The 13,801-nt window shown below is 69.4% G+C and carries 13 protein-coding genes; 8 read left to right on the top strand and 5 right to left on the bottom strand.

Annotated elements, in window-relative coordinates; genetic code table 11:
- The first annotated feature begins 118 nt into the window (after positions 1-118).
- The 3 genes from M2352_RS15235 to M2352_RS15225 are packed head-to-tail and all read left to right on the top strand — an operon-like array spanning position 119 to position 1,919.
- Complete coding sequence (locus M2352_RS15235; RefSeq protein ID WP_264665422.1) at positions 119-706, top strand: sigma-70 family RNA polymerase sigma factor; 588 nt, start codon at positions 119-121, stop codon at positions 704-706.
- Entirely contained in the window at positions 703-1,362 is a 660-nt protein-coding gene (locus M2352_RS15230) for a ChrR family anti-sigma-E factor (RefSeq protein ID WP_264665421.1), read from the top strand. Before M2352_RS15235 ends, M2352_RS15230 begins: the two co-directional genes overlap by 4 nt.
- Before the next feature lie 11 nt (positions 1,363-1,373).
- Positions 1,374-1,919: a glutathione peroxidase gene (locus tag M2352_RS15225; RefSeq protein WP_264665420.1), complete on the top strand. Its 546-nt coding sequence runs from the start codon at positions 1,374-1,376 to the stop codon at positions 1,917-1,919.
- A gap of 8 nt (positions 1,920-1,927) precedes the next feature.
- Here the strand turns inward: M2352_RS15225 and M2352_RS15220 are convergent, their stop codons facing one another.
- Positions 1,928-4,219 carry a helicase-related protein gene (locus M2352_RS15220; RefSeq protein WP_264665419.1) on the bottom strand — a complete coding sequence of 764 codons (2,292 nt, stop codon included), beginning with the start codon at positions 4,217-4,219 and terminating at the stop codon, positions 1,928-1,930.
- Between the two features lie 398 nt (positions 4,220-4,617).
- Between M2352_RS15220 and M2352_RS15215 the strand changes: the two genes are divergently transcribed.
- The 3 genes from M2352_RS15215 to M2352_RS15205 all read left to right on the top strand — a co-directional run bounded on the left by M2352_RS15215 (position 4,618) and on the right by M2352_RS15205 (position 9,023).
- Positions 4,618-5,385 carry a WecB/TagA/CpsF family glycosyltransferase gene (locus tag M2352_RS15215; protein WP_264665418.1) on the top strand — a complete coding sequence of 256 codons (768 nt, stop codon included), beginning with the start codon at positions 4,618-4,620 and terminating at the stop codon, positions 5,383-5,385.
- A 3-nt stretch (positions 5,386-5,388) separates the two neighbouring features.
- Positions 5,389-7,731: a GumC family protein gene (locus M2352_RS15210; RefSeq protein ID WP_264665417.1), complete on the top strand. Its 2,343-nt coding sequence runs from the start codon at positions 5,389-5,391 to the stop codon at positions 7,729-7,731.
- Between the two features lie 98 nt (positions 7,732-7,829).
- On the top strand, positions 7,830-9,023 hold the full coding sequence (locus M2352_RS15205) for an endo-1,4-beta-xylanase (protein WP_264665416.1): 1,194 nt from the start codon (positions 7,830-7,832) through the stop codon (positions 9,021-9,023).
- Positions 9,024-9,032: 9 nt separating this feature from the next.
- Here M2352_RS15205 and M2352_RS15200 read toward each other — a convergent pair whose 3' ends face one another.
- Positions 9,033-9,383 (bottom strand): hypothetical protein, encoded by a 351-nt coding sequence (locus tag M2352_RS15200; RefSeq protein ID WP_264665415.1) that lies wholly within the window; start codon positions 9,381-9,383, stop codon positions 9,033-9,035.
- 12 nt (positions 9,384-9,395) lie between these two features.
- Entirely contained in the window at positions 9,396-9,671 is a 276-nt protein-coding gene (locus M2352_RS15195; protein WP_264665414.1) for a MarR family transcriptional regulator, read from the bottom strand.
- A 332-nt stretch (positions 9,672-10,003) separates the two neighbouring features.
- On the opposite strand from M2352_RS15195, the gene gpmA reads away from it, so the two are divergent.
- Positions 10,004-10,744, top strand: a complete 741-nt coding sequence (gpmA, locus tag M2352_RS15190) for a 2,3-diphosphoglycerate-dependent phosphoglycerate mutase (protein WP_264665413.1) — start codon at positions 10,004-10,006, stop codon at positions 10,742-10,744.
- Between the two features lie 54 nt (positions 10,745-10,798).
- On the opposite strand, the gene M2352_RS15185 is transcribed toward gpmA, so the two are convergent.
- Positions 10,799-11,044, bottom strand: coding sequence for a BrnA antitoxin family protein (locus tag M2352_RS15185; RefSeq protein WP_264665412.1), 246 nt, complete (start codon positions 11,042-11,044; stop codon positions 10,799-10,801).
- Positions 11,045-11,409: 365 nt separating this feature from the next.
- Here M2352_RS15185 and M2352_RS15180 point away from each other — a divergent pair, with 365 nt between their 5' ends.
- Entirely contained in the window at positions 11,410-13,101 is a 1,692-nt protein-coding gene (locus M2352_RS15180) for a GGDEF domain-containing protein (protein WP_264666342.1), read from the top strand.
- Between the two features lie 16 nt (positions 13,102-13,117).
- On the opposite strand, the gene M2352_RS15175 is transcribed toward M2352_RS15180, so the two are convergent.
- Complete coding sequence (locus tag M2352_RS15175) at positions 13,118-13,789, bottom strand: DsbA family oxidoreductase (protein WP_264665411.1); 672 nt, start codon at positions 13,787-13,789, stop codon at positions 13,118-13,120.
- Between the last annotated feature and the right edge of the window lie 12 nt (positions 13,790-13,801).

Raw genomic sequence — 13,801 nt, 5'->3', positions numbered from 1 at the left:
CGGGTGTCTGGTCCCGTTACGGGCGGACCCCGCCGCCGGATCACCGGAAAAGATATTTGCCACGCCCGTGATCCGGCGGGGCCGGTGTTGCGTACTGGCGGGCATGACGGGAACGATCATGCCCTTTTCCACGCCCCAGCCCCCCGGCCCCGCCTGTGCGGGGGATGAGCTGTCGCGCGACATCGTGGCGGTGGCGCGCGGCGACGACCGCGCCGCCTTTGCCCGGCTGTTCGCCCATTTCGCCCCGCGGGTGAAGGGGTACATGGTCCGCCAGGGCATGGACCCCGCGCGGGCGGAGGAACTGGCGCAGGAGACCATGGTCGCCGTCTGGCGCAAGGCCGCCCTGTACGATCCCCAGCGGGCGGCCGCGGCGGCGTGGGTCTTCACCATCGCCCGCAACCTGCGCATCGACGCGCTGCGCCGCGAACGCCACCCGGAGGTGCCCGACGACGTGCTGCTGGACCATCCCGACGACGGCCCCGCCGCCGATGCGGTGGTGGCCGAGGGCCAGCGGTTCCGCCGGCTTCAGGGCGCGCTGGCCGATCTCTCCCCCGACCAGGCGGAGGTGGTGCGGCTGTCGTTCTTCGCCGACCTCGCCCACCCCGCCATCGCCGAAAAACTGAACCTGCCGCTGGGAACCGTCAAATCGCGCCTGCGTCTTGCCATGAACCGTATCCGCCGGGCCTTGGGGGAGGATGTGCCATGACCACCCAGCCCAGACACCCGTTTCCCAATCACCATCCCAGCGATGCGCTGCTGATGGCCTACGGCGCCGGCTGCCTGAGTGAGGGCTTGTCGCTGGCGGTGGCGGCCCATCTGGCGCTGTGCCCCGCCTGCAGCACCGCCGCCCGCACCGTCGATGCGCTGGGCGGTGCGCTGCTGGACGCCGGCGCCGGCCTGGATCTGGACGCCGGCGCCCTGGCGCGCACCCTGGCGCGGCTGGACGGCCCGCGGGAAGCACCCGCACCGGCCCCGCCCGCCGCCGGCCCGTTTCCCCAGCCGCTGGCGGCCTATGTCGGCGGTGATCCCCGCTGGCAGCGGCTGGCCCCCGGCGTGCGGCGGCTGGAGCTTTTGCGGCGGACCAGCCGCGGCGGGGCGGCGCAGATGCTGCGCATCGCCCCCGGCGTCACGCTGCCCCACCACGGGCACGGCGGGCTGGAACTGACGCTGGTGCTGTCGGGTTCCTTTGCCGACGAGACCGGGCGCTACGGCCCCGGCGATCTGGCGGAGGTGGACCAGGACACCCGCCACCAGCCCATTTCCGACACCCACGAGGATTGCGTCTGCCTGATCGCCACCGACGCGCCGCTGCGCTTCACCGGCATCCTGGGGCGGCTGGTGCAGCCCTTCATCGGCATGTGAGGGAAGAAACCATGCGCCTTATCGCACTTGCCGCCGCGTTCCTGGCATCCCTTGTTTCGGAGAAACCGGCCATGGCCGCCACGGCCTATGATTTCAGCTTCCGCAGCATCGACGGCACCCCGCTGCCGCTGTCGTCCTTTGCCGGAAAGGCGGTGCTGGTGGTCAACACCGCGTCGTTCTGCGGCTTCACCCCGCAGTACACCGGGCTGCAGGCTCTGTGGGAACGTTACCGCGGCCGGGGGCTGGTGGTTCTGGGCGTGCCGTCGGACGATTTCGGCCGGCAGGAACCCGGATCGGCGCAGGAGATCAAGGACTTCTGCGAGGTCAACTACCGCATCGACTTTCCCCTGGCGGAAAAGTCGGTGGTATCGGGCGACGGCGCCCATCCCTTCTACCGCTGGGCGGCGGCGGAGCTTGGCTTCGCCGCCAAGCCCCGCTGGAACTTTCACAAATACCTGATCGCCCCCGACGGGCGGCTGGTGGACTGGTTCTCCTCCGTCACCGCCCCCGACAGCCGCCGGCTGGTGGAGGCGGTGGAAGCGGCCCTGCCGAAATAACCTTCCCGTCACGCCGTCGGCGGTGCCTTGCGCCGCCCGCCGCGCCCGCGCTTGGGCGGCTCCTGCCCCGCCGGGCGTTCGGTCCCAGCCGCCCCGCCGGGGGCCGCCGTGCCGCCGTTGGCGTGGTGGTAGGGACGGTGACCGCCGTCCTTGCCCCCACCCTTGCCGTCGCGGTGGTGGGGCGGACGGCGGGTCAGGCGCTGGGCGTAGCAGGAATCACAGACGCGGAACCGGTGGTTGGCCTTCAGCCGCGTGCCGCAGGCGGGGCAGGCGCGGGCCAGACTGCGTTCGGCCAGCGTGCGCTCGATGAAGGCGTTCAGCCGTTGGCGCCGTTCCTGGCACAGGTCCATCTCGGGATACGCCTCGGGGAAGCGGTAGGACAGCCACGCGTAGGACGTCAGCCCCTTCACCGCCCGCTCGGCCTTTTCCAGTTCCACGTCGGTGCCGACATGGTGGTGGAAACGCTCGGCCTCGTCCGGGGCGGGGTTGGGCACGCCCCGGCCCTGGTTCACCGCCCAGATGGTCAGAAGCCGCAACTGGTCCTGGTCGCGCACGTCGATGGGGCAGCGGGACAGGGTGTCGCGCACCGCCAGCGGCAGACGCGAACGGTCCACCGCCGCCGCCGCCTGAATGCGCCCCTCCAGATCGGTCATGCGGAAGGTCTGGTGGGCGCGCAGCAGCTCCTGCCCCGCGGTGCGCAGCACGCGGGCCAGACTGTCGGTTTCCAGCTCGCGCGCGATGGCCTCCACATGGGTGAGCGTCGGCGAAATCCACGGGCGCGGATCGGCGGGCGGGGTGGGGGGGGAGGTCAGCGCCCGGCGCACGGGGTTGATGTTCTCCCCGTCCAGCACCGCCACCCGGCCATCCTCCTGAATGCCGAAGCGCCCGGCCCGGCCGCCGATCTGGCGGATTTCCGAATGGTTCAGGTCGCGCTCTTCCTTGCCGTCGAACTTGCGGGTGGCCGACAGCACCACCCGCGCGATGGGCAGGTTCAGCCCCATGCCGATGGCGTCGGTGGCGACCAGCACGTCGGCCTGCCCCTCGCGGAACCGCCGCGCCTCCGCCCGCCGGACCTCCGGCGACAGGGCGCCGTAGATCACCGCCACCGTGTGCCCCTGGGCCAGCAGGTCGTGGCGCAGCCCCATCACCTCCCGCCGGGAAAAGGCGATGACGGCATCACCGCGGCGCACGCCCTTCAGCGGCACCTTCTCCTCCTGGATGCGCAAGGGGGATTTGCGGGTGAACTCCACCACCTCCAGCTCTTCGCCCAGGGCGGCGGCCAGCCGCTGGATGTAGGGGATGGCGTCCGCCGAGCCGGTCATCACGATTTCCGGGGCGGCGATGCCGGCCACCGCCTGGGTCCACGCCCATCCGCGGTCGGGGTCGCCGATCATCTGGATCTCGTCGATGACGCAGGCCCCCCACACCCGGTTGGTGTTCGCCATCTCGATGGTGGACGACACGAAGGACGCACCGGGCCGCACGTCCCGTTCCTCCCCCGTCATCAGGGAGCAGGGGGAGCCACGGCTCTCCAGCGCCTCCTGTCCCTCCAGCGCCAGCAGACGCAAGGGTGCCAGGTAGCAGCCGCTGCCGGCCTCCGCCAGCCGGTCCATGGCGGCGTGGGTCTTGCCGGAATTGGTGGGGCCGACGAACAGCCGCAGCTTGCGCACCATGGCGCGTGCCGTGGCAAAGCCATCCAGATAGACGCCAAGCCCCGAGGCATCCTCCAGCCGCGCCCGCCGCACCCGGTGGCCGGCGCGGGCGGCGGCGGTGGAGAAGGTTTCCTCCAGCGCGTCCAGCAGGCCCTGGAGCCGGGGAATGCGCCCGCCGAAGGCGGCGGCGCGCATCAGGTCGTCGGCGAACGCCTTGGGCCGCCACGCATCGCCGAGCGCTGCCGCCCGTTCGGCCATGGACGCCAGCCAGCCATCGACCCGCCCCTTGGCCTTGTCGATGGCGGCGGAGGTGAAGCACGCCTCCTTCACCTTTTTCCCCAGGGCGCGGGCCTGGGGGCGCCCGAACGGCTCCTCGGCGGTCAACAGGCCCCAGAGTTCCGCCTCGATCTCCGGCAGCGGGCCGATGGAGACACGGAAGCGCAAGCGCAGCCGGCGGTCGGTGCCGGGCATCCTGGCTTCGTGAATCACGGTGACGGCCCAGCGGGCGGGGGTGGATTCCGCCGCCACCTCGATGCCGGCATCGCGCACCGCCGCCGCCACGGCGCGCAGCGCATCGCGCCGGTCCAGCTCGTCCGCGGTACCGGGGATGCGGGCGGGAAGATCGTCGGGGGTGTCGTCGGAGACCATGATTCGTAATCCGTTTGCGCTCCGCCGGACGGGCAGCCCCGCCGCCGTGAACAAGGATGGCATGAGACAGGGTTATGGGCGCGGGGGACGGACGCGGCAAGACGTTTCGCGGGAACGGCCACCGCGGGACGGCCATGACGCGGGAGGGGAGCGGCACCACCCTTGTTTCCCGCACCGCCTATGCGCCGTCGCATAGGAGCGCGCTGCCCCTGACCTCCGGCGATGGGGCGGGAAAATGAGTTACCCACCACCCCGCCGGGGCGCCACCACCCCGGACCGTGCCCCGGACCGATGGGATTAGTTTCGAATTCCGTCTGATGCGGCGCCGCGAGACCACCCATTATCGGGTCGTCGGACATCCCCATCGCCACCGCCTTGCGCCCTCTTAGGAGTACCGCATGCCGACCCCTCAACACATCGACGCCCTGGTGGACCGTATCCGCTGCGTGCAGACGGAGGAGGAGAAGAACGAACTGATCGGCCATCTCGCCCAGACCGCCAAGCCGTCCATCGTGTCGTTCGTCAACGCCCACGCGGTCAATCTGTGCTGGCACAGCGATGCGGCGCTGGCCGCGTTCCAGGCGTCGGATCTGCTGCTGCGCGACGGCATCGGGCTGAAGCTGGCGCTGTCGGCGCTGGGGCGGCCGGTGGGGCTGAACATGAACGGCACCGATTTCATCCCGCTGCTGCTGCGCCGGCTTCCGCCCCGCCGGGTGGCGGTCTACGGCACCGAGAGCCCGTGGCTGGAGGCCGCCCGCGACCGGCTGGCCGCCGAGACCCATCACGACTATGCCGACATCCAGCACGGCTTTCACGACGACGGCCATTACGTCGCCTGCGCCCGCCGCACCCGCCCGGACGTGATCGTCCTGGCCATGGGCATGCCGCGGCAGGAGCGGGCCGCCGCCCGGCTGAAGGCGGAACTGGACCACCCCGCCCTCATCATCAACGGTGGGGCCATCATGGATTTCCTTGCCCACCGGTTCGAGCGCGCGCCCGTCTGCATCCAGCGGGCCGGGCTGGAATGGGTCTACCGGCTGGCCCAGGAACCCCGCCGCCTGTCCCGCCGCTATCTGGTGGGCGGGGTCGGCTTCGTCCGCAACGTCATGATCCTGCGCCGGCTGGCCGGCGCCCGCGCCGCCGGCGCCCAGGCCCAGGGAGTGTAACCCGTGGAACAGCTTCCCTCCATCCCCCCGTCCCATCAGGTTCCCAGCCACCACCGTTCGTCCCTGCCCCCGCGGGCCGATTTCGAAACCCACGGGCCGCAGGCCGGCCCCGACATGCAGTTCATCGGGCGGGTGCTGGCGGGACGCAAATGGATGATCGCCAGCATCGTCGCCCTGACCACCGGCCTGACCGCCGTGGCGGTGTCGAAGCTGCCCGACCAGTATGCCTCGGAAGCCCTGCTACTGGTGGAAAACCGCAACGTCCGCATCGTGCGCGAAACCGATCAGGTACTGAACGCCATCCCCGCCGAGGACGCGGCCATCCTGTCGGAGGTCGAAATCCTGAAATCGGAAAAGGTGCTGGATCAGGTCATCGCCGACCTGAACCTGGCCGCCAATCCCGAATTCGTGCCCAGGAAGGGGGAGGGGGACGAGGCGAAGACGCCCCTGTCCCGCACCCTGCTGGCGTGGGGCTGGGACGCCACCCACGCCCTGTGGGGCAACGCCCCGCCGGCCCTGGTGGCCGACGCGCTGAAGGCGGGGGAGGATTACGTCAACGCCCCTCCCGCCGTCCCCCCCGTTCCCGTCACCGGCCAGAGTGCGGTGCGCGAGCATCTGCGCAAGGAACTGGACGCCACCATCGTCGGGCGGTCGCGGGTGATCCGCGTCGCCTACACCTCCCGCGATCCCAACCTGTCGGCGCAGGTGGTGGATTCGGTGGTGCGCCACTACATGGACACCCGGCGGCAGATGGACAACCAGATGGCCAGCAACGCCGTGCAGGTGCTGCGCGACCGCATCGCCACCTTGAACCGCGAGGTGCAGGAACTGGACCAGCAGGCCGAACAGCAGCGTTTCGCCTCCGGCCTTCTGCGCGGCCAGACCGGCACCAACACCATCGCGGTGCAGGAGCTGGAACGCACCCGCCTGCAGCTTGCCGAAGCCTCGACCAACCGCGCCCGTCTGGTGGCCCAGGCCGAGGCGCTGGAGCGCAACCTGCGCGCCGGCGACTGGAACGCCATCGGCGGCAGCATCGTGTCGCCGGTGGTGGGCCAGCTCCGCGCCAACGTCGCCACGCTTCAGACCGAACTGGCGCAGGTGTCCAAGCAGTACGGGCCGCTGCACCCGCGGGTGAACGAGCTTCAGGCCCGGCTGGGACAGGCCAACGGCGCGCTGCAGAACGAGATCCGGCGCGAGATCAACGGCGTGCGCGAGGCCGCTTCGGTCGCCGTGGCTCAGGAAGCGGCGCTGAAGACCATGATCGAGCGGTCGGAATCCGCCTATGCCGCCAGCCTGTCCAACGACGGCGTGAAGCTGCGCGCGCTGGAGGCGGAAGCCACCGCCAAGCGCCAGTTGCTCGACAGCCTGATGGGCCGGCTGGAGGAGCTGGAAGCGCAGCAGGACAACCGCGCCTACGCCAGCGGCGTCAAGCTGGTGTCGGCGGCCCAGGTGCCGGACAAGGCGTCGGGGCCGTTCCGCCTGGCGCTGGTGATGGCGGGCTTCGCCGCCTCGGTGTTCCTGGCCATCGGCTTCGTGTTCGCGCTGGAACTGATGCAGCGGCGGGTGCGTTCGCCCGACGCGCTGCGCCGCCATCTGGGGGTCAGCGGGGTGCATGTGGTGCCGCATCATGTGGGCGCGCGGCGCAAGACCCAGCTTCACACCGTGTTCCAGACCCATCCCTTCTCGCTGTTCAGCGAATCCATGCGCGCGCTGTACCGCAACCACCTGTCCGACGTCGGGCCGGTGGGGGCCATCGCCGTCACCTCCGCCCGCCCGCGGGACGGCAAGACGGCGCTCAGCCTGACCGTGGCGCAGGTGGCGTCCCAGGCCGGACGGCGGGTGGTGGTGGTGGACACCGATTTCCGCCGCCCCCGCGTGGACGAGATCTTCGGCCTGGGCGGCAAGGCCGGGCTGTCCGACTGGATCGACGGCGCCGCCGCCCTGGATGATGTGGTGCAGTACCCCGACGGCGTGCCCTTTGCCGTCATCCCCGCCGGGGGTCTGAACTCCACCACGCTGGACCGTTTCAACGTGCCGTGCGTCGAGGATCTGATGGCCGCCCTCAGCCCGCATTTCGATCTGGTGGTGTTCGACACCGCCCCGGTGCTGGCGGTGTCGGATGCCCGCGTGGTGTGCGCTGCCGCCTCCAAGGTGATGTTCGTCAGCCGCTGGGGCCACACCACCGCCAACGATTTGCAGGCGGTGGCCGAACTCGGCCCCATCGACCATGGGAAATTCGTGGCGGTGCTGACCGACGTGGACCTGAAGAAGGCGGCATCGCGCGGCTATGCCGGGCCGTACAAGACCTATCTGGCCTCCCGCAATTACTACGGCATGCGCGCCTGACGGGGCAGCCGGCCCCATCCCCGGTGCCGGACCGGGGATGGGGCTTCTTATGGTTCGGGCGTTTCCTTCCCGGCTGCCTTTCTGACACGGACGAGGTGATGATGACCCTGCGCTCCTCCTTCACCCGCCGCGCGCTGCTGGCGGCGCTGGGCGCATCGGCCCTGCCGCTGCCGGGCCTTGCGGCTCCCGCGCCCGCCACCCTGCGCGACGCCTGCCGGGCGCTGGGCATCCGCCACGGGGCGGCGCGCGACCATCTGACCGATCCCGAAGACCCCGCGCTCGACGCGCTGATGGCCCGCGAATGCGACGTGGTGGTGCCCGAGAACGGCGGCAAATGGGGGGTGCTGCAGCCCCGGCCCGGCACGTTCGACTGGCGCCGCTTCGACCGTGCGGTGGAACTGGCGCGCAGCATCGGCGCGGCCCCGGTGTGGCACACCGTGCTGTGGCAGACCGAATCCATGCCCGAGTACATGAAGCTGCCGGCAGACGGCCCGGTGGAGGGGGAGAGTGCCCGCATCTTTTCCCCCCACGGCACCCTGACGGCGGACAACCAGTGGGACCGCTTCACCGGCCATGTGGCGGCGGTGAAACAGCGCTACGGCGATATCTTCTACCGTATCGACGTGGCGAACGAGGTGTTCTTCTGGGAAACCCCCGACAGCCATCCCAACGAGCAGGACCGCTGGGGCTTCCGCCGCGGGCTGTGGTGGCGGGTGGCGGGTGGCGAGCGGGGGCCGGACTGGCTTGATCCCTACTTCCACCACCTGCGGCGGGAATTCCCCAGGGCCAAGCTGGTCATCAACGAGTTCGGCATCGAGCTGGACGAGGGGTGGCAGCACCGCAAGCGTGCCTATCTGCTGGATTGGCTGACGGGTGCGGTGCGGCGCGGGGTGCCGCTGGACGGGGTGGGGCTGCAGGCCCACCTGATCGGCGGCAAGCCTTATGACGGGGCGGGGATGCGGACGTTCTACCGCGCCGTGGACCGGCTGGGCCTGCCCATCCACATCACCGAGATGGATGTGGACGAAACCCGCCTGCCGGTCACCTGGACCCGGGAGGACAAGGACCGCCGGCTTGCGGCCCTGGCGGGCGAGTTCCTGACCGATGCCCTGTCAACCGCCACGGTGGCGGAGGTGACGTGGTGGCACCTCCGCTCCGATCTGAACTTCATCGCCCGGCAGTACCCGGACCTGAAGCCGCACCCCTCACCCTATGACGCCGCGGGAAACCGGCTGCCGCTGTATGACGCGGCGCTGGCGGCGCTGACGCGGCGGAACAGCCGCAAATCATGACGGCGGTCATCACCCGTGATTGCTGGGCGACGTGACCTTGGTCTTGGCGTGGATGTGGATCAGGATGGTTTCGCCGTCGGCAATGATGTCCTTTTCGGCGTCGCGGGGAACCGGGATGCGCTGCTTCCGACAGAAATACAGCAGCGCCCCCAAGGTCTTGCTGGCGTTGAACGCCACTTCCCGCAGTTTCGAGGCGCCGCTCTGCTGGATCAGGACCGTCACCCCGCCCCCCTGCCGCGGGATCACCTGGGTGATGATGCCGTGGGGAAGATCGGATTGGTTCGGAATGGTGGCGTACCATTCGAACGCTTTCTTGAGGGCGGTGGGTGTAAAGACCAGTTCGCGAGTCTCGAAAATCATCCGTCAGGCCAATCAGGCCCGGCCGCCAAGCTCCGGATTCAGGCGGAACGTGATCGCCCGGCCAAGCTTGGAGTCACGCAGCAGGATCTGCTTGTTCTCCAGAAGCTTGATCGCCCGGTTCACGTTGGGCCGCTGCATCCCCAGGGCTTCGGCCAGTTCGGACTGAAGCACGGGGGTGGATTCATCGAAGCAGAGACGCCGGCTCAGGTAGGTGAACACACGAAGAGCCTCCAAGGTGATGTCCCGATCCACCGAAACGGCCCTGGAGAGTGCGTCATGATGGTACATGGCTGCCTCAATCGCAAGTTATATGGCATTTGATCCGTATACCCGCGGCCAGACGCCGCGGAGCGAACCGACGCCGGCTCTGCCCCTCCCTCCCGTCCCTTGCCCGGTGGCTGCGGGATCGTTCGGAAGCCTCACCGTGTCGATGGCGATACTCTAGGGGGCTAATGTTTTCGCAGTATGTCGTCCGTATTTCGCTTTTGACATAAACCCGCCTATTACCTTTCGCAGGGCAAACAAAAAGGGGGCAGGCCGGAACATACGATTCGGCTAGAACGTTGATCTTTCACATAATTTCATGGAAAGCCCCGGCTTTTGCAGGGGCGTGGAGGATCATGGTGCTGCGCCTGACTTTGCTCCGTCACGGGGAAAGCGTGTGGAATCGCCGCGGCTTGTTCACCGGCTGGACCGATGTGGATCTGACGCCCGAGGGCGAGGCCGAAATCCAGGGCGCCGCGGCCCGCATGGCGGCGGCGGGGATGGATGTGGATGTGGCCTATACCTCGGTGCTGCGGCGGGCCATACGGTCACTGGACGTTGTGCTCGACCAATTGGACCGTATGTGGCTGCCGGTGCACAAGCATTGGCGGCTGAACGAGCGGCACTATGGCGCGCTTCAGGGGCTGAACAAGGAGGAGACGGCGGCCCGTCACGGGGCGGAACAGGTGCGGCTGTGGCGGCGGAGCTGGGACGTGCCGCCGCCGGCCATCGACCCGGACGATCCCCGTTCGGCCTGTCACGACCGGCGTTACGCCGGGCTGGCCCGCGAATCGCTGCCGCGGGGTGAAAGCCTGAAGGACACCGTGGACCGGGTGCTGCCCTATTGGACCGAGGGGATCGTCCCGGCCCTGCGGCTGGGGGCGCGGGTGCTGGTGGTGGCCCACGGCAACAGCCTGCGCGGGCTGGTCAAGCATCTGGACGGTGTGCCCGATTCCATCATTCCCGATGTGGAAATCCCCACCGGCACGCCGCTGGTCTATGAACTGGGGACGGACCTGACCCCCTTGCGCCGGTTCTTTCTGGAGCCGGACGGCGTGCGGCCCGCCGGATGGGGCGGGCCGGAGACCTATGAATAAGGTGTGGGGAAGGAGGCGTGCGGGGTGCCGGGCGCGGCACACCCACGCCGCCGTTCAGCGGGGGCCTTTTGCCCCGCCCGGCGGAACATCGTATTGCGACGGCGGCTGGCCGAACAGGTCGGGATAAGCCTGTTCATTTTCCCGCGCACAGTCGGCAACGTAGCGAATCAAAAGCTCGCGCACGACAGAGGACAAAGGAACATGGCGCTGACGGGCATAATTGCGCGCAGCCGCCTTGATTCCGTTGTCAATTCTCAACGAAATCGTTGCCTTTCTCGGGCGTTGACGGGCGGTGCTCATGCGGTCTGCCCTCCGGTATCGTCTGCGGTTCATGCTTCTGAGTATTCCTCACCTCGGCCCGGCAGCAAGGGAAATGCTTGGAACGACTGAAGTTTCCTGGGGATCATACAATGTGAATAACTGTGGATAACCGGATGGGCCGGTGTGTTCTCCACAGTTTTCGTGGATAGCTCCGTGCATAAATCGAGAATGGAATCGTTCCCGCCCCGGCCCTGCCGGGGTTCCGCTTGTGTATAAGTTGGTTTGCCTAAAAAAGCGGCATATACGGCCTAAGGGATAGCCGGGGGTGCATACGCCCGCGAGCTTGACGTAGAAAATTATCGGCAAATGTTCTGGGGCGGGTCGGTTTGGAGAGGGCGGTGGCTATGGAGTTGGGCCGGACGGGATTGCAGGGGATCGTCACGTTGACCAGTGCGGCCCTGATTCTCGTGTTTGCCGGCATCGTCGGCCTGGTCACCGGCGCGCGGTCCGAACGACAGTTGCAGGAAGAGATCGGGCGTTCGCTGAAGGAAGCGGCCTTTCAGATGGCCGAGCGGCTCGACACCGACATGTGGGCACGCTCCAATCATGTGTCGGTGCTGGCCCGTGTCAGCGCCATGCGCGATTGGGCGGTGGCCCAGACGGTGGTGAACGAACTGAAGGCCACCGACCACACCCTGGCCTGGGTGGGGGTGACCGACCGTCAGGGGCGGGTGATGGCGTCCAGCGGCGGGGTGCTGCTGGGGGCGGACCTGTCCGGCCGGCCGGTGTTCCAGAACGGCATCCGGGGTCATTTCGTCGGCGATGTGCATGATGCGGTGCTGCTGGCCCGCCTGCTGCCCAACCCCACGGGCGAGGCGATGAAGTTCGTCGATGTCTCCACCCCGCTGAAGGATGAAAGCGGGGAAACCGTGGGCGTGCTGGCCACCCATTTCTCCTGGGCCTGGGCGCGGGAGGTGCGCGACATCCTTCTGGCCCCCATGAGGCAGCGGCAAGGGGTGGACCTGTTCATCATCGGTGCCGACGGGGTGGTGCTGCTGGGGCCTGACAGCACGCTGGGGACGGCGGCCGCGTTGACCAGCGTGGATCTGGCCCGTGCGGAACGGGCGCGCGGCGGTCTGGCCGGATGGACGGTGGAGCGGTGGGGGGACGGGCGCGACTATCTGACCGGCTATGCCGCCAGCCCCGGCCACGGCGGTTATCCCGGCCTGGGCTGGACCGTGCTGGCCCGCCAGCCGGTGGACGTGGCCTTTGCCGGGGCACGGGCGTTGCGCTGGGAAATCCTGGGATGGGGGGCCGGCGGCGCGCTTCTGTTCAGCGTGCTGGCGTGGGCGGCGGCGGGGCGGATCGTCCGTCCGGTGCGCGCCATCGCCGGGGCGGCGGCCCGCCTGCGCCGCGGCGAGCCGGGGGTTGAAATCCCCGAGGTGCGCGGGGCGTGGGAATTGACCGAGATGTCCCGCGCGCTGCGCGGCATGGTGGCCACCCTGACCGACACCCGCCACGCGCTGGCGCGGATGGAGGACATGGCGTATCAGGACCGCCTGACCGGCCTGCCCAACCGCCGTTTCTTCGACCAGTATGTGGAAGGGCTGGCCACCCGCACCGGCGGGCAGCCCTATGCCGTGCTCTATCTGGATCTCGACGGGTTCAAGCCGGTCAACGACACGCTGGGGCATCCGGCGGGCGATGCGGTGCTGCGGCAGGTGGCGGCCCGGCTGGCGGCGGCCTTGCGGGCCGAGGATGTGGTGGCCCGGCTGGGCGGCGACGAATTCGTGGTCATCCTGAACAGCCATGGCACCGGGGAGCCGCTGCCCCCGCTGGGCGCCATCACCGCCCGCCTGATCGCCACCGTCAACGAGCCGCTGGTGATCCAGGGGCAGGTGGTGCGGGTGGGCTGCAGCATCGGCGTGGCCGTCGGGCCGGCGGAGACGGGGTCGGACAGGGGGGCGGCGGTGCAGACGGTGCTGGACCGCGCCGACTCCGCGCTCTATGCCGCCAAGCGGGCCGGGCGCAACCGTGCGGTCACCCATGAGGACGGATATGATGCCGCCCCCACCCGGATCCGGGAGGAGGCGTGATCCCGGCGGCGCGCTCTCAGCCGGCGGCGGCGGCCAGCGTCACATCCTGACCCTCTTCCACCGCCAGATCGAGAAGCGGCAGGAAGCTCGACGGTTCTTGCGCCCCCGACAGGGCATAGCGGTGGTTGAAGACGTAGCAGGGGACGGCCTGCAGCCCCAGTTGCCGGGCCATGCGGTCGGCGGCGTGGACGCCCGCCGCTTCGGCGTCGCCGGCCAGCAGCGTGCCCGCCTCCGCCCCGTCCAGCCCGACGGCGGCGGCGGTGGCGGCCAGGGTGTCACGGTCGCCGATGTCCAGCCCCTCGGCGAAATAGGCGTGGAACAGGGCGCGGACCATGGCGTCCTGGTGGCCCGTGCGCGCGGCGATCAGAACCAGACGGTGGGCGTCGAAGGTGTTGGGGATGCGCCGGATGCGGTCGAGCGCCAGGGGCAGCCCGTCGCGGGCGGCGGTTTCCTCCACCACCGCATGAACCTGCCGCGCCCGTTCGGCGCCGCCGAACTTGGTGACCAGATAGGCCCCGCGGTCCACGCCCCCGCGGGGCAGGTCGGGGTTGAGCTGGAACGGCTGCCACCGTGTCTGGATCCGCGCCGCCGCCGTCAGGTGCGGGCGCTGGGCCATGGCCCGGTCCAGCCGGTGCGAACCGATGTAGCACCAGGGACAAATAAGATCGGCAAAGGTTTCGATCAGCATGCGTGCTACTAT

The sequence above is a fragment of the Azospirillum fermentarium genome, assembly GCF_025961205.1.
GTDB classification, from domain to species: domain Bacteria; phylum Pseudomonadota; class Alphaproteobacteria; order Azospirillales; family Azospirillaceae; genus Azospirillum; species Azospirillum fermentarium.
The sequence above is the reverse complement of the archived record's forward strand: the minus strand, read 5'-3'. Positions and strand labels throughout refer to the sequence as shown.

Excerpts from the sequence above, each read along its gene's own strand:
- M2352_RS15235 (WP_264665422.1), top strand. The coding sequence starts at position 119 with ATGCCCTTTTCCACGCCCCAGCCCCCCGGCCCCGCCTGTGCGGGGGAT.
- M2352_RS15230 (WP_264665421.1), top strand. The coding sequence starts at position 703 with ATGACCACCCAGCCCAGACACCCGTTTCCCAATCACCATCCCAGCGAT.
- M2352_RS15225 (WP_264665420.1), top strand. The coding sequence starts at position 1,374 with ATGCGCCTTATCGCACTTGCCGCCGCGTTCCTGGCATCCCTTGTTTCG.
- M2352_RS15220 (WP_264665419.1), bottom strand. The coding sequence starts at position 4,219 with ATGGTCTCCGACGACACCCCCGACGATCTTCCCGCCCGCATCCCCGGT.
- M2352_RS15215 (WP_264665418.1), top strand. The coding sequence starts at position 4,618 with ATGCCGACCCCTCAACACATCGACGCCCTGGTGGACCGTATCCGCTGC.
- M2352_RS15205 (WP_264665416.1), top strand. The coding sequence starts at position 7,830 with ATGATGACCCTGCGCTCCTCCTTCACCCGCCGCGCGCTGCTGGCGGCG.
- M2352_RS15200 (WP_264665415.1), bottom strand. The coding sequence starts at position 9,383 with ATGATTTTCGAGACTCGCGAACTGGTCTTTACACCCACCGCCCTCAAG.
- M2352_RS15195 (WP_264665414.1), bottom strand. The coding sequence starts at position 9,671 with ATGTACCATCATGACGCACTCTCCAGGGCCGTTTCGGTGGATCGGGAC.
- gpmA (WP_264665413.1), top strand. The coding sequence starts at position 10,004 with ATGGTGCTGCGCCTGACTTTGCTCCGTCACGGGGAAAGCGTGTGGAAT.
- M2352_RS15185 (WP_264665412.1), bottom strand. The coding sequence starts at position 11,044 with ATGAGCACCGCCCGTCAACGCCCGAGAAAGGCAACGATTTCGTTGAGA.
- M2352_RS15180 (WP_264666342.1), top strand. The coding sequence starts at position 11,410 with ATGGAGTTGGGCCGGACGGGATTGCAGGGGATCGTCACGTTGACCAGT.
- M2352_RS15175 (WP_264665411.1), bottom strand. The coding sequence starts at position 13,789 with ATGCTGATCGAAACCTTTGCCGATCTTATTTGTCCCTGGTGCTACATC.